At 71.2% G+C, this 23,373-nt stretch carries 21 protein-coding genes and 2 tRNA genes; 10 read left to right on the forward strand and 13 right to left on the reverse strand.

Annotation, left to right across the window (positions count from 1 at the left end; translation table 11 throughout):
- Positions 1–215: 215 nt before the first annotated feature.
- Both ACFV2J_RS17555 and ACFV2J_RS17560 read right to left on the reverse strand, forming a co-directional pair.
- Entirely contained in the window at positions 216–884 is a 669-nt protein-coding gene (locus ACFV2J_RS17555; RefSeq protein ID WP_385093105.1) for an alpha/beta family hydrolase, read from the reverse strand.
- Between the two features lie 46 nt (positions 885–930).
- Positions 931–1,746, reverse strand: coding sequence for an SOS response-associated peptidase (locus tag ACFV2J_RS17560; RefSeq protein ID WP_385093108.1), 816 nt, complete (start codon positions 1,744–1,746; stop codon positions 931–933).
- 50 nt (positions 1,747–1,796) lie between these two features.
- Here ACFV2J_RS17560 and ACFV2J_RS17565 point away from each other — a divergent pair, with 50 nt between their 5' ends.
- From ACFV2J_RS17565 to ACFV2J_RS17580, 4 genes are all read left to right on the forward strand, one after another.
- Entirely contained in the window at positions 1,797–2,519 is a 723-nt protein-coding gene (locus ACFV2J_RS17565; protein ID WP_385093110.1) for a M50 family metallopeptidase, read from the forward strand.
- 452 nt (positions 2,520–2,971) lie between these two features.
- Positions 2,972–4,330 (forward strand): 3-phosphoshikimate 1-carboxyvinyltransferase, encoded by a 1,359-nt coding sequence (gene aroA / locus ACFV2J_RS17570; protein ID WP_385091774.1) that lies wholly within the window; start codon positions 2,972–2,974, stop codon positions 4,328–4,330.
- A 16-nt stretch (positions 4,331–4,346) separates the two neighbouring features.
- Positions 4,347–5,357: a ribosome small subunit-dependent GTPase A gene (rsgA, locus tag ACFV2J_RS17575; protein ID WP_385091771.1), complete on the forward strand. Its 1,011-nt coding sequence runs from the start codon at positions 4,347–4,349 to the stop codon at positions 5,355–5,357.
- 181 nt (positions 5,358–5,538) lie between these two features.
- Positions 5,539–5,862 (forward strand): DMT family transporter, encoded by a 324-nt coding sequence (locus ACFV2J_RS17580; RefSeq protein WP_385091768.1) that lies wholly within the window; start codon positions 5,539–5,541, stop codon positions 5,860–5,862.
- Positions 5,863–5,940: 78 nt separating this feature from the next.
- Here ACFV2J_RS17580 and ACFV2J_RS17585 read toward each other — a convergent pair whose 3' ends face one another.
- The gene (locus ACFV2J_RS17585; protein WP_359490147.1) at positions 5,941–6,549 is read right to left on the reverse strand and encodes a TetR/AcrR family transcriptional regulator; all 609 of its coding nucleotides are present in this window, start codon (positions 6,547–6,549) and stop codon (positions 5,941–5,943) included.
- A 329-nt stretch (positions 6,550–6,878) separates the two neighbouring features.
- On the opposite strand from ACFV2J_RS17585, the gene hisN reads away from it, so the two are divergent.
- Together hisN and ACFV2J_RS17595 are read left to right on the forward strand one after the other, a co-directional pair.
- Positions 6,879–7,679 (forward strand): histidinol-phosphatase, encoded by an 801-nt coding sequence (hisN, locus tag ACFV2J_RS17590; RefSeq protein ID WP_385091765.1) that lies wholly within the window; start codon positions 6,879–6,881, stop codon positions 7,677–7,679.
- A gap of 220 nt (positions 7,680–7,899) precedes the next feature.
- Positions 7,900–8,292, forward strand: coding sequence for a cyclic nucleotide-binding/CBS domain-containing protein (locus tag ACFV2J_RS17595; RefSeq protein WP_148010373.1), 393 nt, complete (start codon positions 7,900–7,902; stop codon positions 8,290–8,292).
- Between the two features lie 90 nt (positions 8,293–8,382).
- Here ACFV2J_RS17595 and ACFV2J_RS17600 read toward each other — a convergent pair whose 3' ends face one another.
- Positions 8,383–9,885, reverse strand: a complete 1,503-nt coding sequence (locus ACFV2J_RS17600) for a catalase (protein WP_385439467.1) — start codon at positions 9,883–9,885, stop codon at positions 8,383–8,385.
- 97 nt (positions 9,886–9,982) lie between these two features.
- Between ACFV2J_RS17600 and ACFV2J_RS17605 the strand changes: the two genes are divergently transcribed.
- Complete coding sequence (locus ACFV2J_RS17605) at positions 9,983–10,399, forward strand: Fur family transcriptional regulator (protein WP_385091761.1); 417 nt, start codon at positions 9,983–9,985, stop codon at positions 10,397–10,399.
- A 158-nt stretch (positions 10,400–10,557) separates the two neighbouring features.
- Here ACFV2J_RS17605 and ACFV2J_RS17610 read toward each other — a convergent pair.
- The 4 genes from ACFV2J_RS17610 to ACFV2J_RS17625 form a co-directional block, all read right to left on the reverse strand.
- Positions 10,558–10,631: transfer RNA gene (locus tag ACFV2J_RS17610), tRNA-Met, on the reverse strand.
- Between the two features lie 365 nt (positions 10,632–10,996).
- Positions 10,997–12,829 carry a sel1 repeat family protein gene (locus ACFV2J_RS17615; protein WP_385091758.1) on the reverse strand — a complete coding sequence of 611 codons (1,833 nt, stop codon included), beginning with the start codon at positions 12,827–12,829 and terminating at the stop codon, positions 10,997–10,999.
- A 293-nt stretch (positions 12,830–13,122) separates the two neighbouring features.
- Positions 13,123–13,196, reverse strand: a tRNA-Met gene (locus ACFV2J_RS17620).
- Between the two features lie 42 nt (positions 13,197–13,238).
- Positions 13,239–16,208 carry a UPF0182 family protein gene (locus ACFV2J_RS17625; RefSeq protein WP_385090513.1) on the reverse strand — a complete coding sequence of 990 codons (2,970 nt, stop codon included), beginning with the start codon at positions 16,206–16,208 and terminating at the stop codon, positions 13,239–13,241.
- A gap of 163 nt (positions 16,209–16,371) precedes the next feature.
- On the opposite strand from ACFV2J_RS17625, the gene ACFV2J_RS17630 reads away from it, so the two are divergent.
- Positions 16,372–16,914 (forward strand): PPA1309 family protein, encoded by a 543-nt coding sequence (locus ACFV2J_RS17630; protein WP_385090510.1) that lies wholly within the window; start codon positions 16,372–16,374, stop codon positions 16,912–16,914.
- Between the two features lie 34 nt (positions 16,915–16,948).
- On the opposite strand, the gene ACFV2J_RS17635 is transcribed toward ACFV2J_RS17630, so the two are convergent.
- The 4 genes from ACFV2J_RS17635 to ACFV2J_RS17650 form a co-directional block, all read right to left on the reverse strand.
- Positions 16,949–18,043 carry a PDZ domain-containing protein gene (locus tag ACFV2J_RS17635; RefSeq protein WP_385090508.1) on the reverse strand — a complete coding sequence of 365 codons (1,095 nt, stop codon included), beginning with the start codon at positions 18,041–18,043 and terminating at the stop codon, positions 16,949–16,951.
- A gap of 85 nt (positions 18,044–18,128) precedes the next feature.
- Positions 18,129–18,335, reverse strand: a complete 207-nt coding sequence (locus tag ACFV2J_RS17640) for a hypothetical protein (protein ID WP_385090516.1) — start codon at positions 18,333–18,335, stop codon at positions 18,129–18,131.
- A 184-nt stretch (positions 18,336–18,519) separates the two neighbouring features.
- Positions 18,520–18,981: a molybdenum cofactor biosynthesis protein MoaE gene (locus ACFV2J_RS17645; protein ID WP_385090505.1), complete on the reverse strand. Its 462-nt coding sequence runs from the start codon at positions 18,979–18,981 to the stop codon at positions 18,520–18,522.
- 246 nt (positions 18,982–19,227) lie between these two features.
- Positions 19,228–20,343: an SDR family oxidoreductase gene (locus ACFV2J_RS17650; RefSeq protein WP_385090502.1), complete on the reverse strand. Its 1,116-nt coding sequence runs from the start codon at positions 20,341–20,343 to the stop codon at positions 19,228–19,230.
- A 192-nt stretch (positions 20,344–20,535) separates the two neighbouring features.
- On the opposite strand from ACFV2J_RS17650, the gene ACFV2J_RS17655 reads away from it, so the two are divergent.
- On the forward strand, positions 20,536–22,002 hold the full coding sequence (locus ACFV2J_RS17655) for a zinc-dependent metalloprotease (RefSeq protein ID WP_385090499.1): 1,467 nt from the start codon (positions 20,536–20,538) through the stop codon (positions 22,000–22,002).
- A complete protein-coding gene (locus ACFV2J_RS17660) occupies positions 21,999–22,526 on the forward strand; it encodes an NUDIX hydrolase (protein ID WP_385090496.1) in 528 nt (175 codons plus the stop codon). Before ACFV2J_RS17655 ends, ACFV2J_RS17660 begins: the two co-directional genes overlap by 4 nt.
- Before the next feature lie 84 nt (positions 22,527–22,610).
- On the opposite strand, the gene ACFV2J_RS17665 is transcribed toward ACFV2J_RS17660, so the two are convergent.
- On the reverse strand, positions 22,611–23,366 hold the full coding sequence (locus tag ACFV2J_RS17665; protein WP_385090493.1) for an AIM24 family protein: 756 nt from the start codon (positions 23,364–23,366) through the stop codon (positions 22,611–22,613).
- Positions 23,367–23,373: the final 7 nt, after the last annotated feature.

Consider the following 23,373-nt stretch of genomic DNA (forward strand, 5'->3'; position numbering starts at 1 on the left):
AACGGGGGCGGCCTTCGACGCGTGCAGCACCGTCCAGTCCAGCTCAGCGCTGCTGCGACTCGGGCAGATGGTCGAACCCATGCGGCGGACTTCCTCTCGTTCGAACGGTTCAGCACGGTGTGCTTCCTGTTCGCCACAACAGCCGACCGCCACGCGACATTCCCAGCGATTCCGCGAGTGACACGCTCCACCCCCACGGGGGTGAAGGGCTCCTCCTACGGCAGTGAGGCGCTCCATCGCACGACACCGTCGGTGACGATCCTCACGGCCTCGTCCTGGTCGATCGGCGCCCGCCGGGGGACCGCGAAGCCATGATCGCCGTACGCCACCTCGACCAGGTCGTACGAGCCCTCCGGGAACTCCTCCGGCTTCCCGAAGGGGTCGTTGCCGCCCTGGACGACGAGGGTGGGCACCCCGGAGCCGAGGAGTTCCCCGGCGCGGGAGCGCTCGGGCCGGCCCGGCGGGTGCAGCGGGAAGCTGAGCGCGAGGACGGCGGCGGCGCCGAGTTCCGTCGCCGTGCGGCAGGCCACGCGGGCCCCGGCGCTGCGCCCGCCCGCGATCACGGGAAGGCCGGACTCCGCGACCGCGGGCCACAGGCCCCGCCATCCCGCGTCCAGGGTCTTCGGCGCGGGCGCCAGCTTCTTCCCGGCCACCCGCCAGGGCTGCTCGACGAGCGCGACGCTCACCCCGTGGGCGGGCAGCACCCGCGCCAGCGCCCGCAGGTCCCGGGCCTCGATGCCACCGCCCGCTCCGTGACTCACGGCGAGCACGAGCCGGGCGCGCTCCGCGCGGTGCCAGGTGAGGCGGGCGGTACCGGCGTCCGTCTCGATGATCTGTGTCACATCGCCGGTCACGTCAGGGTCCGCCACGTCTGAGCCCGTCACGTCTGAGTCCGTCACATCAGGGTCCGTCACATCAGGGTCCGTCACGTCAGAAGAGTGTGCCCTCTTCGGGCCCCTCCAGCTCCTTCAGCAGCTCCGGGCCGTTGTTGCGGACGCTGCTGACGGCGGTGGACACGGGGTAGGCGCGCATCAGACCGGTGGGCGGCGGGGTGAGCAGCGTGCGCAGTTCGTCGGCGTCGGTGCGGGCCGGGTCGAGCCAGGCGTCCCAGCGGTCCGGGGTGAGCATCAGCGGCATCCGGGGGTGGATGTCGGCCAGGGTCCGCGGGCCCTCGGCCGGGGCCGCCGCGAGGGGCGTCGTCTCGGCCTCCGTGGTGATGACGGAGCAGGTCGCCCACCAGGCCAGCGGGTGCTCGTCGGGGAGCGTACGGTCCCGCCAGAACTCGTACAGACCGGCCATCGCGAAGACCGAGCCGTCGGCGGGGAGCACGAAGTACGGCTGCTTGCGCGGCCGCTTCTTCCTGCCCTCGACCTCCAGATCGCGTTCGGCGGCTCCGGTGACCCACTCGTAGTAGCCGTCGGCGGGCACGATGCAGCGCCGGGTGGCGAAGGCGCGGCGGTACGAGGGCTTCTCGTGCACGGTCTCCGCCCGCGCGTTGATCATCCGGGCGCCGCCCTCCGGCGTCTTGGCCCAGGACGGGACGAGTCCCCACTTCAGCCGGCGCAGCTGGCGAACCGGTCTCGGGCTGTCCGCGTCCTTCAGAGGGCGGTCCAGGACGGCGTAGACCTCCTTCGTCGGGGCCACGTTGTAGTCGGGCGCCAGGGCCTCCTCCGAGTCCCACTTCTCGATCTCAAAGACTCCTGCGAGATCCTCGGGCCCACGACTGGCTGCATACCGTCCGCACATACGTGCAACACTGCCAGATTCCGCGACACCTGAGGGAGCCACCGCAGACAATGGACAGCACCGCATCCACCTCGCTGGCCTCGCTCTGGGACCAGGTCTCCGGGACCCAGCCGGACCCCGATCTGTGGGTGGTGATAGCCACCCTGGTCGCGGCCCTCGCCGTGATCGTCCCGCACGGCGTCTGGCGCGTCGCCCGCAACACCATCACCATCGCGCACGAGGGCGGCCACGGGCTCGTCGCGCTGCTCACCGGGCGCAGCCTCAGTGGGATCAGGCTGCACTCCGACACCAGCGGCCTCACCGTCAGCCGCGGCAAGCCCACCGGCCCCGGCATGATCCTCACCGCCGCCGCGGGCTACACCGCCCCTCCGCTGCTCGGTCTCGGCGGCGCCGCGCTGCTCGGCGCGGGCCGCATCACCCTGCTGCTGTGGCTGGCCACGGCGCTGCTGGTCGCGATGCTGGTGATGATCCGCAACGCGTACGGCGTGCTGACCGTGGTCCTCACCGGTGGTCTGTTCCTGATGGTGTCCTGGCTCGCCGGGCCGCAGGTGCAGGCGGCGTTCGCGTACGCCGTGGTGTGGTTCCTGCTGCTCGGCGGTGTCCGGCCGGGCTTCGAGCTCCAGGCCAAGCGCCGCCGCGGTGGCGCCCGCGACTCGGACGCCGACCAGCTCGCCCGCCTCACCCACGTACCGGCCGGCGTCTGGCTCTTCCTCTTCCACGCGGTGTCCCTGTGCTCCCTACTGGCCGGCGCCCACTGGCTCCTACCACTCTGACCCCGCCGGGACGTCTGTCCGTGGGGTCGAAGCGACGTGGCCCGTGACGGTTTCGGGACGCCCCGAACCCGACCCGGGCTATCGCCCGCCGGTCCCCACATACGCCCCGAACCCGACCCGGGCTACCGCACGCCCGACCCCACGGACGCCCCGAAACCGACCCGGGCCACTGCACGCCCGACCTCACACACACGCCCCGAAAGGGGCGCGGGGGGCGCGGGGAACTGCGCGCCCAGCCCCCACCCACCCGCACCCGACACCTCCCCCGCACGCACCCCCTGCCTCCCGCACCCACCCCCTGCCTCCCTCACCCACACCCTCACTCCCCTGACCCCTTGCCCCCCGCCCCCTGACCTCCTCTCACCCTCCCCCACCCAGCGGAGCGTTTTCGTTCAGGTTCCGCCACTTTTGATCAAGATCTCCGCCCGCCCCCAGCCACTAAAGTGGGGCCCATGACCGCGAACCCCGCCCACACCGCCCTCTGGCCCGCCCCGCACGCGAGCGGAGCCGTCGACGCGACGGTCCACGTGCCCGGGTCGAAGTCGGTCACCAACCGCGCTCTCGTCCTCGCCGCGCTCGCCTCGGAGCCGGGCTGGCTGCGCCGCCCGCTGCGCTCGCGCGACACCCTGCTGATGGCGGGCGCGCTGCGCGCGATGGGGGTCGGTGTCGAGGAGACGGTGGCGTCCAGCTCCACCGTCGCGGCGGGCCCGGACGCCTCCGGCGAGGCCTGGCGGATCATCCCCTCGGGCTTGCGGGGCCCCGCCACCGTGGACGTCGGCAACGCCGGCACCGTGATGCGCTTCCTGCCTCCGGTGGCCGCGCTCGCCGACGGCCCCATCCGCTTCGACGGCGACGCGCGGTCCTACGAGCGCCCGCTGAACGGTGTGATCGACGCGCTGCGCCTGCTCGGCGCCCGGATCGACGACGAGGGCCGCGGCGCGCTGCCGCTGACGGTGCACGGCGGGGGCGCCCTGGACGGCGGCCCGGTGGAGATCGACGCGTCCTCCTCGTCGCAGTTCGTCTCGGCCCTGCTGCTCTCAGGACCCCGTTTCAACCAGGGTGTCGAGGTCCGTCACATCGGCTCGACGCTCCCCTCCATGCCGCACATCCGGATGACGGTCGACATGCTGCGCGCGGTCGGCGCCCAGGTGGACACCCCGGAGTCGGGCGGCGAGCCCAACGTCTGGCGCGTCACCCCGGGCGCGCTGCTCGGCCGGGACCTGATCATCGAGCCGGATCTGTCCAACGCGCAGCCGTTCCTCGCGGCGGCCCTGGTGACGGGCGGCACCGTCGTCGTACCCGACTGGCCGGCGCGCACCACCCAGCCCGGTGACCGGCTGCGGGAGATCTTCACCGAGATGGGTGGCTCCTGCGAACTGACCGACCGGGGACTGGAGTTCACCGGTTCGGGTGCGATCCACGGGATCGATGTGGACCTGGGCGAGGTCGGCGAGCTGACCCCGGGCATCGCCGCCGTCGCCGCGCTCGCGGACTCCCCCTCCACCCTGCGCGGCGTGTCCCACCTGCGGCTGCACGAGACGGACCGGCTGGCCGCGCTCACCAAGGAGATCAACGAACTCGGCGGCGACGTCACCGAGACCGCCGACGGGCTGCACATCCGCCCGCGCAGGCTGCACGGCGGCGTCTTCCACACCTACGACGACCACCGCATGGCCACCGCCGGGGCGATCATCGGACTCGCGGTGGAGGGCGTGCAGATCGAGAACGTGGCGACCACGGCGAAGACGCTGCCGGACTTCCCCGACCTGTGGACCGGAATGCTCGGGAACCCCGGATCGCTCGGGAACTGACGGGCGGACCGGGATCATGCGCCGCTACAGCAAGCACACCGACGAGGACGACATCCGCAGCCGCCCGAACCGCAAGGGCAACCGGCCGCGTACGAACATCCGCCCCAAGCACGAGGACGCGGCGGAGGGCATGGTCCTCACCGTCGACCGGGGCCGCCTGACCTGCCTCGTCGAGGACCGTACGGTCATGGCGATGAAGGCCCGGGAACTGGGCCGCAAGGCGGCGATCGTCGGTGACCGCGTCGCCCTCGTCGGCGACCTGTCCGGCGCGAAGGACACCCTCGCCCGCATCGTCCGGATCGAACCGCGGTCCTCGGTGCTGCGCCGGACGGCCGACGACGACGATCCCTACGAGCGCGTGGTGGTCGCCAACGCCGACCAGCTCGCCATCGTCACGGCCCTCGCCGACCCCGAGCCGCGCCCGCGGCTGATCGACCGCTGTCTGGTCGCGGCGTACGACGGCGGGCTGGAGCCGCTGCTGGTGCTGACCAAGTCCGACCTCGCCCCGCCCGACGAACTCCTGGAGATGTACGGGGCGTTGGGCGTGCCCTACGTCGTGACCAGCCGTGAGGAGCTGGAGACCGGCACGGCGGTGGAGCGGGTGCGCAAGCAACTCGACGGCAAGATCACGGCGTTCGTCGGGCACTCCGGCGTCGGCAAGACGACCCTGGTCAACGCCCTGGTCTCGCTGGAGCGGCGGCGCAGCACCGGTCATGTCAACGCGGTCACGGGCCGCGGCCGGCACACCACGACCTCGGCGCGCGCGATCCCGTTGCCGGGCAGCGAGGGCTGGGTCATCGACACCCCCGGCGTCCGTTCCTTCGGCCTGCACCACGTGGACCCGTCGCGGGTCATCCACGCCTTCCCCGACCTCGAACCCGGCACCGAGGGCTGTCCGCGGGCGTGCAGTCACGACGAACCGGACTGCGCCCTGGACCAGTGGGTGGCCGACGGTCACGCGGACCCGGCCCGTCTCTACTCGCTGCGGCGACTGCTGGCGACGCGCGAACGCACGGAGGGCGACTGATCCCGGTACGCCCACGCGTGTCCCCTTGCGCGAGGCGATCGAGGTTCCCTTCGTGACCTCCGCGTTGTTTGCGTCCGCGGCAGCCCGGTAAATGCATAATCGCACCCAGCGCCCTCGGGGACCGCTGGCCTGATCCGAGCCAGACGGAGCAGTCGACGTGCGGACGCGGGAGGAACAAGACATGGCGTGGCTGCTGGTCGTTGTGGCAGGAGTGCTCGAAACCGGTTTCGCCGTCTGTCTGAAGCTCTCGCACGGCTTCACCAGGCTCTGGCCGACGGTCGCCTTCGCCACCTTCGCGCTGGGCAGCTTCGGCCTGCTGACCCTCTCCCTCAAGAAACTCGACGTCGGCCCGGCGTACGCGGTGTGGACGGGTATCGGCGCGGCGGGCACGGCGATCTACGGGATGGTCTTCCTCGGCGACCTGGTGTCCACCCTGAAGATCGTCTCGATCAGCTTCGTCATCATGGGCGTCATCGGCCTCCAGCTCTCGGGCTCCGCCCACTGAGCCGCCCGGCGGCGGCGCCGGGCACGCGTCACCCTTCTCCGGCCACCGGCCGCCGGCCCGGCGACCCGTGATGGTGTGTCACCGCCATTGCCGGGGCAGCGCGCCGCGCACCAGGTCCGTCACCCCGCCCTCTCCCGGCGGAGCCGCCACGCACGACAGCGCCAACCGCGTCACCAGCTCGCAGGACCCGGCCAGTTCGACGGCGTCGGCCCGGGTGGTGCCGGGGCCGGCGAGCGCCGCGACGGCCCGGTCCCTGACGAGGGCCACGAAGTCGGCCGGCGAGGGCAGCGGACCGTCCGCCCGCCGTTGCGCGGGCACCGCGGACGAGGACGGCACCGCCGAGAGCGTCGGCGAGGGCAGCCGCTCGCTCCAGCAGCCGGTGAGCATGGCCCGTACCAGCGCATTGCCGCGTGCCGCCGACGTGGTCCACTCGGCGGTCGCGACCAGCCGCTCGCGCGCGTCCGCGTGCGCGGCCAGCGCGCGTTCGACGCCGGCGAGATAGCCGTCGGCCTCCCGCCGCACGAGCGCTCGCGCGAGCCCTTCCTTGCTGCCGAACTCGTTGTAGAGCGTCTGCCGGGACACTCCGGCCACGGCCGCGACGTCGACCATCCGCACCGTGGACCACGGCCGACGGGCGAGCGCCGTGTGAGCGGCGTCCAGAAGGGATTCCCGCGCTGCAGGCATCATTCGCCTCCCTGGGGCGAGCGGGCGGCACTGCAGCTCAGATTTGACGCGTGCACGGGCACTGTCAAGGGTTTGCGGCGGCGCCGAGGGGCGTACGCGGACCGTCGCGCGCCGCGATGATCATCCGACGGCGCGGCGGCCCGGGTCACCCGGCCCCGACGACCGCCCGTCCGCGATCGCCCGTCGCCGCGATCACCCGGCCGCTCGATCTTCCGCGTGACGATCACCCGTCGCCGCGGTCACCGCCACCGCGGCGACCGTCACCGCGTACGACCCCGATTGTTCCCCGGGCCATATGGCTGTGGCCCGAGGGACCCATATACGGTGCAGTCATGCCCGACTACCGCGATGACCTGCGCCTGGCCCATGTCCTGGCGGACGCCGCCGACGCCGCGACGATGGACCGGTTCAAGGCGCTCGACCTGAAGGTCGAGACCAAGCCGGACATGACGCCGGTGAGCGAGGCGGACAAGGCCGCCGAGGAACTCATCCGCGGTCATCTCCAGCGGGCACGGCCGCGCGACGCGGTCCTCGGCGAGGAGTACGGCATCGAGGGCACGGGCCCGCGCCGCTGGGTGATCGACCCGATCGACGGCACCAAGAACTACGTCCGGGGCGTCCCCGTCTGGGCCACGCTGATCTCCCTGATGGAGGCGGCCGAGGGCGGTTACCAGCCGGTCGTCGGGGTCGTCTCCGCGCCCGCGCTCGGCCGTCGCTGGTGGGCGGCGAAGGGCCACGGCGCGTTCACCGGCCGCAGCCTCTCCTCGGCCTCGCGCCTGCACGTCTCCCAGGTCTCCCGGATGGCCGACGCCTCCTTCGCGTACTCCTCGCTGTCCGGCTGGGAGGACCAGGGCCGCCTGGACGGCTTCCTGGACCTGACGAAGGCCGTCTGGCGCACCCGCGGATACGGCGACTTCTGGCCGTACATGATGGTCGCGGAGGGCTCGGTGGACATCTGCGCCGAGCCGGAGCTCTCCCTCTGGGACATGGCGGCGAACGCGATCGTGGTGACCGAGGCGGGCGGCTCCTTCACCGGGCTCGACGGCCGTCCGGGCCCGCACAGCGGCAACGCGGCCGCCTCGAACGGCATCCTCCACGACGAGATGCTGGGGTACCTGAACCAGCGCTACTGAGGCGGGCACGGCCGCGCCACCCGGACCGGCCTTGCCGAACGGGATTCCTGGGCACCTCGGGGTGACCTGGGGTTTCTGAGTAACCCCTGGGCGCCCCCGATCTCACGGCACGCGCCCCCTTGTTGACCGTCCCTTTAACTGCGACTCTGAGAGTCCCCCCACTTGTGAACTTGTGAATCCGCTCGCAAGGTCGACGGATTCGTAGGAGGTGGCTCCTTCCATGCTCGTCCGCGACGCCATGAGCACGGTGGTCCTCACCATCGGCCCGGCACACACCCTCCGCCAGGCGGCCCGTCTGATGTCCGCACGCCGCGTCGGCGCGGCTGTCGTCCTCGACGAGGACGCCGGCGGCCTCGGCATCCTCACCGAGCGTGACATCCTCAACTCGCTCGCCCTCGGTCAGGACCCCGACGCCGAGACCGCCGACACCCACACCACCACCGAGGTCGTCTTCGCCGCCCCCGTCTGGACCCTGGAGGAGGCCGCGGCTGCGATGTCGCACGGCGGTTTCCGCCATCTGATCGTGCTCGACGGCAGCGGCCCCGTCGGCATCGTCTCGGTGCGCGACATCATCCGCTGCTGGGCACCCGCCCGGCAGCGCGTACCGGCCTGAGCGGGTCCCGCGCCCACGCCGACGGGCCGGGCCCCCTCGGTCCGAGGAGGTCCGGCCCGCCGTCGACGGCAAGCGGTCCAGTGCTGGTGATCAGCCGCGCAGGGCCTGGACCGCGGCCTCCAGCCGCTTGCCGAAGTCTCCGTCGGCCTGACGGAAGTTGGCGATCGCGCGCTCGGCGATCCCGTCACGGGAGACCTTGGCGATGAAGCCCGCCAGGTTCTCGATCAGCCGGGCCCGCTCGTCCTCGGACATCAGCCGGTAGAGGTCACCGGCCTGTACGAAGTCGTCGTCCTCGGCATGGACCGGGGCCTCGTGGTTGCCGGTGCCCGCCGTGAACCCGGCGGTCGGCCGCCACAGCGGCCGGTCCGTCTGCGCCGGGCCGCCGAAGCTGTTGGGCTCGTAGTTCTTGGTGGCCCCGTGCCGGCCGTCGTACAACGAGCCGTCGCGGGAGTGGGTCCGGGCCTCGGTGGCGCGCGGGCGGTTCACCGGCAGGTGGTCGGCGTTGACGCCGACGCGGTAGCGGTGCGCGTCACCGTAGGCGAAGAGGCGCCCCTGGAGCATTTTGTCGGGCGAGGGACCGATGCCCGGCACGAAGTGCGCGGGCGAGAAGATCGACTGCTCGACCTCGGCGAAGACGTTCTCCGGGTTGCGGTTGAGTTCCAGCCTGCCGATCTCGATCGGCGGGTAGTCCTCGTGCGGCCACACCTTGGTGAGGTCGAACGGGTTGAAGCGGTACTCCGCCGCCTCGTCCGCCGGCATGACCTGGATCTGCACGGTCCAGGACGGGAAGTCGCCGCGCTCGATGGCCTCGCGCAGGTCGCGCTGGTGGGAGTCGGGGTCCACACCGGAGAGCCGGACGGCCTCCTCGGTGGTCAGGTTCTTGATGCCCTGGTCGGTCTTGAAGTGGTACTTGACCCAGAAGACCTCGCCGGCCTCGTTGTTCCACTGGTACGTGTGCGAGCCGTACCCGTTCAGGTGGCGGTAGGAGGCCGGGATGCCGCGGTCACCGAAGAGCCAGGTCACCTGGTGGGTGGACTCGGGGGACAGTCCCCAGAAGTCCCACACGTTGTCGGCCTCCTGCGAACCGGTGTACGGGTCGCGCTTCTGCGTGTGGATGAAGTCGGGGAACTTGATGGCGTCCTTGATGAAGAACACCGGGGTGTTGTTGCCGACGAGGTCGTAGTTGCCCTCTTCGGTGTAGAACTTCAGCGCGAAGCCGCGGGGGTCACGGACCGCGTCCGCGGAGCCGAGGTTCCCGGCCACCGTCGAGAACCGCAGGAAGGTCTCGGTCTGCTTGCCGACCTCGGAGAGGAACTTCGCGCGCGTCCACCGCGACACGTCACGGGTGAGCGTGAAGGTGCCGTACGCGGCGGCGCCACGGGCGTGCACGACGCGCTCCGGGATGCGCTCACGGTTGAAGTGGGCGAGCTTCTCCAGCAGCAGCTGGTCCTGGACGAGCACAGGGCCGCCGACGCCCGCGGTCTCGCTGTTCTGGTTGTCGGCCACCGGCGCGCCGGCCTCCGTCGTAAGCGGTCCCTGCGTCACGTGCGCCTCCTGCGTCGTTCCTGGCCAGACCTGTTCCCTGGCCAGCATCGAGTTCGATCCTACAATGGACAATGTCTAAGTCAAGCTGCCCTCCAAACTCACACTCGTTCGGGATCTGGTCCCTCCTGCTGTTAGGCTGGTTCACATGAGCGACCTGTTGGAACGACTGCGCGGACGCGGCTGGCGCATGACCGCACAGCGGCGCGTCGTGGCCGAGGTGCTCGACGGCGACCACGTCCACCTGACGGCTGACGAGGTGCACGCGCGGGCCGTCGCCAAGCTGCCGGAGATCTCCCGGGCGACCGTCTACAACACGCTGGGTGAGCTGGTCTCGCTCGGCGAGGTGCTGGAAGTCGCCACGGACAAGCGCGCGAAGCGCTACGACCCGAACGCGCACCGTCCGCACCACCACCTGGTCTGCGCCCGGTGCGGCGCGATCCGCGACGTCCATCCGGGCGGCAACCCGCTGGCGGACCTTCCGGATTCGGAGCGCTTCGGCTTCGCGGTCTCGGGTGTCGAGGTGACGTACCGCGGCGTGTGCCCGAACTGCGCGGCGGCCTGACCACCGCACGCCACGCTCCGAGGAAGCCCCGCCACCCAAGAGAGGGTGTGCGGGGCTTTTTCACGGCCGAGCGCCCTGGAGACACTCAGGACGGGAACCCCCGGAACGGAAAACACCCAGGGCCCCGGATCAGAAGATCCGGGGCCCTGGGTCTTGAGTAGCGGGGACAGGATTTGAACCTGCGACCTCTGGGTTATGAGCCCAGCGAGCTACCGAGCTGCTCCACCCCGCGTCGTTGAACTGAACGTTACGTCACCTGGGTGGACCAGCGCAAATCGCTTTTTCACCAGGCGGGGACCGGTGCCTCCAGCGGTCCCCGACACCCTTCGACTCAGCACTGGCCCGCACCATCCAGCACGGCCGCCGTCCCCGGACCCAGCGCCCTCCAGTACGGGCCGGCCTCCCCAGGAGACCCTGGCACCCGCGACCCGGGCCCGCACCATCAGCCCGTCCGGCGCTCGAGGACGAGGCCGTCCAGGCCGGACGGGGGTCTGGGGGCAGAGCCTCCAGGAACGGCGGCAGCCCGCGAGCGGCACCCCCTGGAACGGCCGGAAACCAAGGAACGATGCCCCCTGCCCCCGCCGGGACGGCAACCGTTCAGGCGGACAACTCCTCCCGCAACGCGTCCCGCAACCGTGCCGCCCGCTCGGACACCTCCGCCGGCCCCAGCGAAACCGCCCGGTCCGCCCACCGCTGCCCCTCGGCCAGTTCCCCGCGCCGCGCGCACACCAGGGCGAGCCGCAGGGCCGCCCGCCCGTGCCCCGCGTCCGCCGCCCGGGCCCACCACAGCGCGGCCTCCGGCTCGCTCCCCTCACGGGCGAGCAGCAGCCCGAGGTTGAACGCCCCGTTCCGCGACCCGGCCTCCGCGGCCTCGCGGTACCACCGTGCCGCGTCGACCACGTCCCCGCGCGCCGCCGCGAGCATGCCCACCCGCACCTGCGCCCGCCGGTGCCCCTGGGACGCCGCCCGCTCGTACCACTCCTCGCACTCGCTCTTCTCGTGCGTGGGCTCCCCCAGCTCGTGCGCGGGCGCGGGTGGCCGCCGCGCGTCGAGCACCGAGGCCAGCCGGTACGCGGCCTCCGCGCTGCCGCCGCCCGCCGCGCGGCGCAGATGCCGCTCCGCGGACCCCTCGTCCCCGTCCCGCAGCCGCGCGATGCCGACCTGGAGCGCCGCCTCGGTGTGTCCGTCGGCGGCGGCACGCTCGTACCACCGCAGGGCCGCGGCGTCGTCGGCCGCGGTGCCCCGTCCGGCGTGCAGGATCCCGAGGTTGAACGCGGCGTCGACGCTGCCCGCCTCCGCTGCCTTGGAGAACCACGGCTCGGCGCCGGCCGCGTCCCCGACCTGGAGCAGCAGGACGGCCAGGGCGTTGGCCGCCTCCCGGTGTCCGGCGTACGCCGCCTGCCGGTACCACTGCTCGGCCTGCGCGGTCCGTCCCTGTTCGGCGCAGAGCAGCGCGAGGTTGTAGGCGCCGTTGGTGTCGCCGGCGTCCATCGCGGCCCGGTACCAGCGCTCGGCGGTCTGGGTCTCGCCCCGCTCGGCGTGCAGCGCGCCGAGCGCGTTCGCGGCGTTGCCGTCGCCCTCCTGCGCGGCGCGCAGCCACCACACCGCGGCGCTCTCGGTGTCACCGGCGTCCCGCAGCAGGAATCCGAGCGCGCAGGCGGCCCGCGCCTCGCCGTCCTTGGCGGATGTCAGGTACCAGCGGCCGGCTTCCTTGAGCTCGCCGCGCTTCTCCAGGATGGCCCCGAGGTGCAGGGCGGCCCGTCGGTGTCCGCGCGCGGCGGCCTGCCGGTACCACTGCTCGGCCTCTTCGCCCGCGGCCCCGATGACGCCCATCACGCCGCTGACACCGTTGTCGGAGCCCCTCTCGCCCGCGTCGGCGGCCTTGCGGTCGAGCGTGCGCGCCAGCCGGTACGCGGCCTCACGGTGCCCGCGCTCGGCGGCCGCCCGCATCCACTGGTCGGCTCCGACGTCGCCGCGGTGCTCCAGGAGGTCGGCGAGCGCGTACGCCCCGAGGGCGTGACCCTGCTCGGCGGACTGGCGCAGCCAGTACTCGGCGGCGGGCTCGTCGCCCCGCTCGCGGTGGTAGCGGCCGAGGGCGTGCGCGGCGGCCGCGGACCCCGCGACGGCGGCGATCCGCCACCATCCCGCGGCGTCGTCGGTGTATCCGCGCTGGTGCAGAAGGACACCCAGGTTGTTGGCGGCGGCACGGTCACCCGCGGCGGTGGCGGCGCGCAGCTGGGGTTCGGCCGCGTCGAGATCGCCACGGCGCAGCAGCATCGCTCCGAGGACGCTCATCGCCTCGACGTCGCCGGATTCGGCGGCGAGCCGCTGACGTGCCTCCTCGGCGGCCTCGCCGGTTTCGTCCCGGTCCGAAGGCTGCACAAAACGCCCTGTCTCCAACAGAGTTGCCTTGTCCCCCATAACGTCCATCGTCGCACCACCTGCAACCTGGCCACACCTGGTATACCGCAGTCAGTGAGGTCACTTCAGCGTTTTGTCGACATGCCCACAGAGAGACAAGTGAAACACAGAATCGCCAACTCCCCACGGATGGCGCAGCCTTCGCGCGTGTCGCCGGCCGGCGCCGGTGCGCACCCGCGTACCGGCGGTACGGGGCGCACACGGGTGCCCCGGGCAGGCGCGGCGACGCCCACGGGCCCGCCGGGCGGAACCACACACGGCGAAGGCCCGGATCCTTGAGGATCCGGGCCTTCGCCTTTCAGTAGCGGGGACAGGATTTGAACCTGCGACCTCTGGGTTATGAGCCCAGCGAGCTACCGAGCTGCTCCACCCCGCGCCGTTGTGTTGCAACCGTACCACGGCGCGGAGGGGACTCCGTTCAGCTGCTTCCGGAGCTCCCGTCGTCACTGGGAGTGCCGCTCGGGCTGTCGCTCGGGCTGCTGTTCTTGTCGCTGCCCTTGTCGCCGCTCTTGCTGCCGCCGCTGCCTCCGGGCTTGCCGGCCGCGGCCTGGGCGTCCTCGGCCCGCTTCAGAGCGTCCTGGAGGTCCTTCTGCGCCTGGCCGTACGCCGTCCAGTCACCCTTCTTGAGGGCTTCCTGGCCCTGTGTGAAGGCCTTCTGGGCGTCTTCGAGCGCCTGCTGGACGGTGGGGTTGCTCGACGTGGGTGGCTTCGTGGTGCCCGTGTCGCCCGGTGGGGTGGTCGTGACGTCCGCCCCGAACACCTTGTTGAGGGCCTGGTCGAGCGTGTCCTCGAAGGCGGTGTTGCCTCCGTAGGTCACCAGCACCTTGCGCAGCAGCGGGTACTTGAGTCCACCACCCCGTACGTAGACGGGCTCCACGTAGAGCAGTCCTCCGTCGAGCGGAATCGTCAGCAGATTGCCGTACTCGACCTCCGAGGCACCGCCGCTGAGGAGCCTGATGGACTCGGCGATGGTCTGTTCGGAGTTGAACTGGCTCTGGACCTGTTTGGGTCCGTCGACGGGTTCGCTCGTCGGCAGTTTCAGGATTCTGATCTTGCCGTAGTCGCCGGTGCCCGCTTCGGCGTTGACCGACATGAAGGCGCTCAGGTTGTCCCGGCCGTTCGGCGTGAACGTCGTCGTCAGCGAGAACGCCTGCGCCTGCTGGTCGGGCATCTTCATGCTCAGGTAGTACGGCGGCACCGCGTTGCCCGACTTGTTGCTCGGGTCGTCGGGGACCTGCCACACCTCGCTGCCGCTGAGGAACGTCTGGGCGTCCTTCACGTGGTAGCGGGTGAGCAGTTCGCGCTGGACCTTGAACAGGTCCTGCGGGTACCGGAGATGGGCCATCAGCGAGGGCGAGATGTCCTTCTTCGACTTCACCGTGTGCGGGAACGCCTTCATCCAGGTCTTGAGGACCGGGTCCTTGGTGTCCCACTGGTAGAGCTTGACGTCACCGGTGTACGCGTCGACGGTCGCCTTCACCGAGTTGCGGATGTAGTTGACCTGGTTCTGCTGGGCCACCACCGCGCGCTGGTTGTTGGTCGCCGTGAGCGAGTCGGCCGTCGTGTCGCCGAGGGTGGTGCGGGAGGCGTACGGATAGCCGTTGGTCGTGGTGTAGGCGTCGACGATCCACTGGATCCTGCCGTCGACCACGGCCGGGTAGGCGTCGCCGTCGATGGTCAGCCAGGGCGCCACGGCCTCGACACGGTCCTTGGGGGTGCGGTTGTAGAGGATCCGGGAACCCTCGCCGATCGCGCCCGAGTAGAGGATCTGCGGCTCACCGAACGCCACCGCGTACGCGGCGCGGTTGACCGGGCTGGAGAGGCTGACGCCGCTGCCGCCCTTGTAGCTGGTGGTCTTCTCCCCGCTGTCGTCGGAGTAGTCGATCTCCTTCTGGGGACCGCCGACGATGGAGTACTGGGTGGTCTTCTCGCCGTAGTAGACCCGCTGCTCGTACGTCCCGAGGTCGCCCTTGGACGGGAGGTCGGACTCGGTGAAGACCGGCCGGCCGCCGGCGGTCGCCGTGGTGCCCTTGGCGGCGACCACGCCGTAGCCGTGGGTGTAGCGGAAGTGGTCGTTGATCCAGTTGTTCTTCGGGATGCCGTTGAGGTTCAGCTCACGCAGCCCGATGACCGTGTCCTGGTCCTTGCCGTCCTTGGTGTAGCGGTCGACGTCCAGGTTGGTCGGGAACGCGTAGTAGTTCCTCATCTGCTGCAACTGCTGGAACGTCGGGGAGACGATGTTCGGGTCCATGATCCGGATGCTCGCCGTGGAGTCGGCGTCGTCGCGCAGCTTGGACTTGTCCTTGGTGTCGCTCGTCCCCGCGTACTCCGAGACCTTGGTGCCGTCGATGCCGTAGGCCTCGCGCGTCGCCTTCAGGTTCTTCTCGACGTACGGCGCTTCCTTGGCCTGCTCGTTCGGCTGGACCTGGAACTTCTGGACGATCGCCGGGTACAGGCCGCCGATGAGGATCGCGGAGAGCACCATCAGGCCGAAGCCGATCACGGGCAGCTGCCAGGTGCGCCGCCACAGGGTGGCGAAGAACAGCAGTGCGCAGATGACCGCGATGCAGAAGAGGATCGTCTTGGCGGGCAGGTAGGCGTTGGCGTCGACGTACCTGAGGCCGGTCCAGTTCCCCGTCGCCTTGAAGTCGCTGGACTTCACGGCGAGTCCGTACCGGTCGAGCCAGTAGGCGACCGCCTTCAGCGCGACGAAGACCCCGAGGAGCACCGAGAGGTGGCCGGTGGCCGCCGCCGTGGCGCGCGCCCCCGGGCTGGTGATCCGCAGCCCTCCGTAGAGGTAGTGCGTGAGCGCGGCGGCGATCAGCGACAGCACGGCGGCGGCGAAGCCGAAGCCGAGGAGGAACCGGTACCAGGGCAGGTCGAAGGCGTAGAAGGAGACGTCGAGGTGGAACTGGGGGTCCTTCTGGTCGAAGGGGACTCCGTTCACCCACATCAGCCAGGTGCGCCACTGGCCGGACGCGGACGCGCCTGCGATCAGCCCCACCAGGGCGGTGATGCCGAACAGCAGCCACCTCTTGTAGGGCGCGATGCCCATCCGGTAGCGGTCGAGGCTCTGCTGCTCCATCGACATGGCGCTCAGTGGCGGCCGCAGCCGGTGGGCCAGCCAGATGTTCACCCCCACCGCGGCGGCCATGAGCAGGCCGAAGACGAAGAAGAGTCCGATCTTGGTCCACAGGGTCGTCGTGAAGACGGACGAGTAGTGGACCGACCGGTACCAGAGCCAGTCCGTCCAGAACCCCGCGAACATGACGAAGGCCATGGCCAGCACGGCCAGCACGCCCAGTGTCATGAGCAGGGTCCGGACACGCCTGGAGGGTCGGCCCACTCTCATCCGTGGCCCCGTCGGGCCTCCGCCGCGGTCCGGCATCTGGAAAGCCAAGGTGCGCACCTCGAAGTCGCTGTTGATCCGTCAGGCCCCCGTGAACGCGGACCATCCATCAGGCTCCGTGATCGTGGAGCCTCACCTATGCAACTTACTCACGCTTTACTCGGTTCCCGCTTCCGGGTACTAACGAGGCAGGATTGTGACCATGTCCAACACTCCCATGGCAGCGAGCCCGCTCACCCGGGCCGTACTCGAGATCGACGAGTACGCCTCAGGCCTCGGCTGGGACCAGCCCGCTCGCCTCTTCGCCCTCGTAGACACCGCACGACTGCGCACCCAGGAACCCGGCCTCGCAGCCCAGCTCGGTCTTCAGGACGAGCCCGAGAGCACGGCTCTCACCCCCGTCGAGCAGGACGAGATCCCTGCCGGCAAGCCGCTGGACGAGTTCCTCGGCACCATCGCCTGGCCCGACGCCGTGGTCGGCTGCGCGCTGACCGTGGAGCGGCTGATGCTGCCGCCGTCCGCGGAGGCCTCCGTTCCGGAGGGTCTGAGCGACAAGAAGCTCGCGAAGTGGGTCGCCGAGCACCCGGACCGCCAGGAGGTGCGCATGACGGTCGGCGTCCTGCGTGACGGGACGCGCGACTCGGCGCTGCGGCTGCGCGAGAAGGACGCGCCGACGGAGGTGCTGACGGGGGCCGGCCTGGTGCCGGGCCTCGCCGAGGCGCTGTCGGCGACGTTCGCGGAGTAGCCGTCGGGCCGCTCCGCGGTGCGGATCGTTCGGCCTACTTGGCCGTGCACTTCGGCAGGTCGGCCGTCCTGCCGGACTTGATGTCCTTGAGGGCGCTCATCGCGTCGTCGATGGTGTTGACCTTGACGAGCGTGAGCCCCTTGGGGGTGTCCTTGGCGGCGGCCGCGCAGTTGTCCTTGGGCGTCAGGAAGTACTGGGCGCCCTTCTCGCGCGCGCCGACCGTCTTCATCTCGATGCCGCCGATCGGGCCGACGGTGCCGGCGTCGTCGATGGTGCCGGTGCCGGCCACGAACTTGCCGCCGGTGAGGTTGTCCGGGGTCAGCTTGTCCACGATGCCGAGCGCGAACATCAGGCCGGCGCTCGGTCCGCCGACATCGGCGAGCTTGATGTCGATGTCGAACGGGAAGGTGTGGTCGGTCCCGGCCGAGATCCCGACGATGGCGCGGGAGGCGCCCTTGTCGGCGGACTTCGCCGTGGTGATCGTGACGTCCTGCGTCTCGGTCGCGGTCCTCTTCGCCTTCTCCGCGGCGGCCTGCTCCTTGAAGGGCACGACCGTGAAGACGACCTTCTCACCGGGCTTGTGGCGGGTGACCAGCTTCGCGACGTCGTCGGGCGCCTTGACCGCCGTACCGTCGACCTTCTTGATCACGTCCCCGGCGTGCAGGCGTCCCTCGGCCGGTGAGCCCTTGACGACCGTGGAGACGATCACCCAGGACTTCACCGGGATCTTCAGCTCCTTCAGGGCCGCGACCTTCGCGCTCTCCTGGGACTGGCTGAACTCCTCGGCGTTCTCCTGGGTCGACTGCTGCTCTGTCTTGCCGTCGGGGTACAGCGTGTCGTGCGGGACGACCTTGCTGTCGTGCGCGAGCCAGCCGTAGACGGCCTCGACGAGGTTCATCCGGTAGTCGGCGCTGGTCACCCGGACGGTGGTCATGTTCAGGTGCCCGGTGGTCGGGTACGTCTTGCGCCCCGTGATCTGCAGCACCGGCTCGCCGTCGTGCTCGCTCAGCGTGTTCACCGTCGGTCCCGGTGACATCTCCGAGTACGGCACGGTGATGAACACTCCCGCGCACAGGAGCGCGATCAGGATCAGCGTGGAGGCGAGCATCGTCGCGGTGCGGCGTGGCATGTATCGACAGTACGGGACGGTGCTGTCAGCGCACCGTCGGGGCCGCCCGTACGAGGCCCTCGGCCGCGTACGGGGCGCCCTTGCCTCAGACCGCGTCGGAGGGGGACTTCTCCAGCGGGTCGGGCCGTGCCGGGACGGCCTCGGACCGCTCCATGGCCGCGCGGAAGCGGGCGTAGCCCTCGAGCTCGACGCCGTCCCCGGCCGTCTTGCGATTCCGGCCGGCCCAACTTCCCCACAGTCCCGCGCCGATCGCGGCCATCAGCGGAATCAGCAACCAGGCGAGCGACGCCATGCCGACCTCCCAACCCCAACGAGCGACCGCAACTGACTGATCAGCAGATTAACCATTCGCAGTGTTAACGCTCACGCCAGGGGGTCGGTTACGCAACCTGAGCACGGGCGGCGGACCCGTGTGCTCCGTCCGTGGGCGTGCCCGGGTCCCGTCGGGGTGTCGTCCCTGCTCCGGGCCGTGATCGTCAGCAGGCGCCGACCCACTCCTCCGTGCCGTCGGAGAACTTCTGGTGCTTCCAGATGGGCACCTCGTGCTTGAGGTCGTCGATCAGTCTGCGGCACGCCTCGAAGGCCTCGCCGCGGTGCGGGCACGACACGGCGACGACGACCGCGAGGTCCCCGACGTCCAGGTCCCCGACGCGGTGCACGGCGGCCAGCGCGCGTACCGGGTACTCGGCGACCACCTTCTCGGCGATCCGGCGGATCTCCGCCTCGGCACTGGGGTGGCTCGAATACCCCAGTCCGGCGACGTCGGCACCGCCGTCGTGGTTGCGCACGGTCCCCACGAACAGCGCGGTCCCGCCGGCGGCGTCGTCACCGACGGCCCGGAAGACCTCGTCCAGGGACAGCGGTTCGTCCCGGACCGCCACCAGCCGAATGGGGTCCTGCGCGGCCCGCTCGCCGGGATGTTCAAAGGAAGGTGCCATGTCCCCATCGTGCCGCACCCCCGCGGCACCGAGGAATACGCGTTTCCCCCCGCTCGGGCGCGGGCCCCTTTGGAGCGTCCTACAGGGCGGCGCCTCCTCCGGGCGGCGCCTCCTTCGGGCGGTGCCTGCGGGGTGGTGCGGACGGCCGGGGCAGGGCGGCGGGTCCCGTCGCACGTGTCCGGCGGCGCGGCCCCAGGGGCCCGCCCTGCCGCAGCGCCGCCGGGCCGTCCCGCCCTGCCGTCCTGTTCAGATCCGGCGCCGGGCCTTCCGCGCCCGGCGCACGATCGCCGCCGTGCCGAGCAGCGCCACCGTCGCTCCGGCGGCTCCCGCGGCCGTCGCGTCCTTGCGGCCCAGCCGCCGTCCGGCCACCGTGTGCCGCCCGGCGACCTCCTCCAGCAGCTCCGCGAGAACCTCCTCGTTGGTCCACCGCGGCCGCCACCCGGCGTCGTGCAGCCGGCTGCCGCTCACCACCCAGGGGTACATCGTGTAGGCCAGGTCCCCGGCGGGTGACGGGGTGAGCCCGATCCGGTGAAGCCGCGCCGCCGCCCCCAGGGCCACGGCGGACGGCAGCTCCATCCGCCGGATCCCGCTCAGCTCCTCGACCTCTTCCTGCTCCAGCCACCCGTCGCACCCGACGGCCAGCTCCCCGTCCACCTTCTCCAGAACGGCCAGTTCCAGCGCACTGCACAGATCCTCGACGTGGCAGAACTGCCAGGCGGGCCGGGAGCCCGCCACCACGAGAAGCCGAGGCGACTCGAAGTACCTGGTCAGCGCGGTGTCGCTACCGCCACCGACCAGGACCCCGGGGCGCACGACGGTGACATTGAGCCCGGGGTGCGCGCGCGGCGCCCGTCGCGCGAGCCGCTCGATCTCCAGGAGGTCGCCGACCCCGGTCGCCTCGGCCGTCGCCCGCAGCTCGGCGTCCTCGGAGAGCGGCAGCTCGTTGTCCGGCAGCGCCCCGTAGACCATCGCGGAGGTGCACAGCACGACCCGGTGGACCCCGGCCGCGGCGGCGGCCGTGAGCACGGTCTGCGTCCCCCGGACGTTGTAGGCCGTACGGGCGGCCGCGTCCGTCTCCAGGTCGAGGTCGAGTGCGAGATGCACCACGACGTCCGCTCCGCGCAGCTTCTCCGCGATCGCCGGGTCCCGCACGTCGAGGATGTACCACTGGGCGGCCGCGCACTCGCCACGGCGCTCGTCTATGGCGATGACCTGCTTGATCTCCTCACTGGCGGCGAGCCGCTCGGTGAGCATCGCGCCCACGCCGGACGCGGCTCCGGTGACCGCGACGACGGGCCCGCGCGGGAGCGGGCTGGTTGAGCGGTTTCGCGCTGCGCGAACCTGTGGATCTGGGGAACTCACCGGGCGTCTCCAGCGGTTGTCTTCAGTAACGGACGCGCGTGACGCGTCCGTACCAGGTGGCATCCATCCTGCCGCAGGCCAAGAGTCGGCGAAGCACCGAGGCCCGATCGGGTTGTGGTGTCTACGCTGGGTGGTGTTGTCGGGCAGCCGCCGTCGGAACGAACCGGCGGCCCTAACCAGCCGAGGAACCCCGTGAGTGACACCCCATTCGGATTCGGCCTTCCGCCGGAGGAGCCGGAGAACGGCGACGAGGGCAAGAAGAAGGACCAGGAGAGCGGTGGTGGTCAGGGACCGTTCGGTTTCGGGCTGCCCGGAGCCGGCGGTTTCGGCGCCGACAATCCGCTCGCAGCCATGTTCGGGTCCATGAACCCCAACGACCTGGGTGCCGCGTTCCAGCAGCTGGGCCAGATGCTCTCGTACGAGGGCGGCCCGGTGAACTGGGACATGGCCAAGCAGATCGCCCGCCAGACGGTCTCCCAGGGCACCTCCGACGGCACCAAGGACGCGAGTATCGGCCCCGCCGAGCGCACCGCGGTCCAGGAGGCCGTCCGTCTGGCCGATCTGTGGCTGGACGACGCGACCTCCCTGCCGTCCGGGGCCGGCTCCGCCGTGGCCTGGAGCCGCGCGGAGTGGGTCGAGGCGACCCTGCCCGTGTGGAAGGAGCTCGTGGACCCGGTGGCCGAGCGTGTCGGCGCGGCCATGGGGGACGTCCTGCCGGAGGAGATGCAGGCCATGGCGGGCCCGCTCATCGGCATGATGCGCTCCATGGGCGGCGCCATGTTCGGCACGCAGATCGGGCAGGCCGTCGGCGTGCTCGCGGGCGAGGTCGTCGGTTCCACCGACATCGGCCTGCCGCTCGGCCCGGCCGGCAAGGCCGCGCTGCTGCCGCTGAACATCGCGTCGTTCGGCAAGGACCTCGGCATCGCCGAGGACGAGGTGCGGCTCTACCTCGCTCTGCGTGAGGCCGCCCACCAGCGCCTCTTCGCGCACGTGCCGTGGCTGCGCTCGCATCTCTTCGGCGCCGTCGAGGGCTACGCGCGCGGCATCAAGGTCGACACGGCCAAGCTGGAGGACGTGGTCGGCCAGCTCGACCCGCAGAACCCGGAGCAGTTGCAGGACGCCCTCCAGCAGGGCATGTTCCAGCCGGAGGACACGCCCGAGCAGAAGGCCGCCCTGGCCCGTCTGGAGACGGCGCTCGCACTCGTCGAGGGCTGGGTGGACGCGGTCGTGCACGCGGCCGCGAAGCCGCGTCTGACGTCCGCGGACGCGCTGCGCGAGACGCTGCGCCGCCGCCGGGCGACGGGCGGCCCCGCGGAGCAGACCTTCGCCACGCTCATCGGTCTGGAGCTGCGCCCGCGCCGGCTGCGGGACGCCTCGCGCCTGTGGGCCTCGCTCACCGACGCGCGCGGTGTGGACGGCCGGGACGGTCTGTGGGCCCACCCGGACATGCTGCCCACCGCGTCCGACCTGGACGACCCGGACGGATTCGTGCACCGCGAGCAGCTGGACTTCTCCGAGCTCGACAAGATGCTCGGCGAGGCGGCGTCGGGTTCCGCCGACCGGCCGAACCTGACGAAGGACGACGGCGGCACCGACACGGACGGCGGGCACGACAAGGACGGCGACACGAGCGACGGCAAGGGCGAAGGCGCCGAGTGACCCTCCATGACGACGCGGTCCTCGTACTGAAGGGTTACGAGGGCCAGGAAGAGCTGCGGCAGGCGTACCTGGACCACCTGTCCGCGCACCCCGACGGCATGTGGAAGTCGTGCACGGCGGGGCATGTCACGGCGAGCGCGCTGGTCGTGGACGCCGAGGGCGGCCGTGTGCTGCTGACGCTGCACCGCAAGCTGCGGATGTGGCTGCAGATGGGCGGCCACTGCGAGCCGGGTGACCCGACGCTGGCGTCGGCCGCGGGGCGCGAGGCGGCCGAGGAGTCGGGCATCGAGAGCCTGACGCTGCTGCCGGGCGGTCCCGTGACCCTGGACCGGCACGCCATCCCGGCGCCGTGCAACTGGCACCTGGACGTCCAGTACGCCGCGCTCGCCCCGGCCGGATCCGTGGCGGCGATCAGCGACGAGTCCCTCGACCTGCGCTGGTTCCGCTACGACGAGGTCGCGGAGGTGGCGGACGCCTCGGTCGTGCGTCTGCTGGAGGCGACCCGCGCGAGGCTCTCCGCCTGAGACCGGGGCACTCGGCCCGGGACACGCGTAAGGGGCGACCGCCAAGGCGGTCGCCCCTTACCGTCGCTCATGCCCGTCCGCCGATCAGCTCCAGGCGTTGCCCTGGTTCTGCGCGTGGACACCCTGCTGGCCCATGCCGTACTGCGCCCGCAGACCCTGGCCGATCACCGCGTTCTGCGGCGGGAGCAGCTCGCTGGGCTGGACGAGCACGTACCCCTGGCCCATGAAGCTGAGCTCCCAGCCCTCACCGGTGTTGCCGCGCCGCCGCCACACCCCGGAGGAGTGCGTCTGCGCCTGCATCTGCACCCGCAGGCCGGTGGACCACGCGACGATCGCGTCGGCGTCGCAGTTGACGTACTTGTCGGGCGTGACCTGCATCATCAGCGGCGACCCGGAGGTCATCAGCGCGACCTTGCCGCGTCCGGTGATGTTGAGCTGGTACTTGCCCGATCCGGAGATGCCGTACTGGCTGTCCACGGCGATGACCTCGTGGTGCAGCGCGGAGTCCATGGCCAGCACGTAGCTGCTGTCGACGGTGAGACCGTCCTGGTCCACGTCGACGACGTGCACGTGCTGGGCGAGGTTCGCGAGGTAGACCGTCCCCTGCCCGTGGCAGCGCATCAGGTCCAGACCCTCACCGGTGTACGCCCGTGCGCGGTGCTGGCTGCTGTTCTGGTACTCGGCGTCGAACTCGACGAGCCCCTGGTAGGCGACCATCGTGCCCTTGCGGGCCAGGATGTCGTCGTGGCCCTCCATGACGACCCGCAGCATCTGCGAGTTCTGCAGGCTGTAGCGCTCCTGGGTCTGCTGTTCGTTGTAGCCGAAAAGCGGGCTCTGCATGATGTCC

This window comes from Streptomyces sp. NPDC059668 (genome assembly GCF_042734135.1).
Classification (GTDB): domain Bacteria; phylum Actinomycetota; class Actinomycetes; order Streptomycetales; family Streptomycetaceae; genus Streptomyces.

Excerpts from the sequence above, each read along its gene's own strand:
- ACFV2J_RS17630 (WP_385090510.1), top strand. The coding sequence starts at position 16,372 with ATGTCCAACACTCCCATGGCAGCGAGCCCGCTCACCCGGGCCGTACTC.
- hisN (WP_385091765.1), top strand. The coding sequence starts at position 6,879 with ATGCCCGACTACCGCGATGACCTGCGCCTGGCCCATGTCCTGGCGGAC.
- ACFV2J_RS17595 (WP_148010373.1), top strand. The coding sequence starts at position 7,900 with ATGCTCGTCCGCGACGCCATGAGCACGGTGGTCCTCACCATCGGCCCG.
- ACFV2J_RS17605 (WP_385091761.1), top strand. The coding sequence starts at position 9,983 with ATGAGCGACCTGTTGGAACGACTGCGCGGACGCGGCTGGCGCATGACC.
- ACFV2J_RS17645 (WP_385090505.1), bottom strand. The coding sequence starts at position 18,981 with ATGGCACCTTCCTTTGAACATCCCGGCGAGCGGGCCGCGCAGGACCCC.
- ACFV2J_RS17640 (WP_385090516.1), bottom strand. The coding sequence starts at position 18,335 with ATGGCGTCGCTCGCCTGGTTGCTGATTCCGCTGATGGCCGCGATCGGC.
- ACFV2J_RS17560 (WP_385093108.1), bottom strand. The coding sequence starts at position 1,746 with ATGTGCGGACGGTATGCAGCCAGTCGTGGGCCCGAGGATCTCGCAGGA.
- ACFV2J_RS17585 (WP_359490147.1), bottom strand. The coding sequence starts at position 6,549 with ATGATGCCTGCAGCGCGGGAATCCCTTCTGGACGCCGCTCACACGGCG.
- rsgA (WP_385091771.1), top strand. The coding sequence starts at position 4,347 with ATGCGCCGCTACAGCAAGCACACCGACGAGGACGACATCCGCAGCCGC.
- ACFV2J_RS17565 (WP_385093110.1), top strand. The coding sequence starts at position 1,797 with ATGGACAGCACCGCATCCACCTCGCTGGCCTCGCTCTGGGACCAGGTC.
- ACFV2J_RS17615 (WP_385091758.1), bottom strand. The coding sequence starts at position 12,829 with ATGGACGTTATGGGGGACAAGGCAACTCTGTTGGAGACAGGGCGTTTT.
- ACFV2J_RS17580 (WP_385091768.1), top strand. The coding sequence starts at position 5,539 with ATGGCGTGGCTGCTGGTCGTTGTGGCAGGAGTGCTCGAAACCGGTTTC.
- ACFV2J_RS17635 (WP_385090508.1), bottom strand. The coding sequence starts at position 18,043 with ATGCCACGCCGCACCGCGACGATGCTCGCCTCCACGCTGATCCTGATC.
- ACFV2J_RS17600 (WP_385439467.1), bottom strand. The coding sequence starts at position 9,885 with ATGCTGGCCAGGGAACAGGTCTGGCCAGGAACGACGCAGGAGGCGCAC.
- ACFV2J_RS17665 (WP_385090493.1), bottom strand. The coding sequence starts at position 23,366 with ATGCAGAGCCCGCTTTTCGGCTACAACGAACAGCAGACCCAGGAGCGC.
- ACFV2J_RS17625 (WP_385090513.1), bottom strand. The coding sequence starts at position 16,208 with ATGCCGGACCGCGGCGGAGGCCCGACGGGGCCACGGATGAGAGTGGGC.
- aroA (WP_385091774.1), top strand. The coding sequence starts at position 2,972 with ATGACCGCGAACCCCGCCCACACCGCCCTCTGGCCCGCCCCGCACGCG.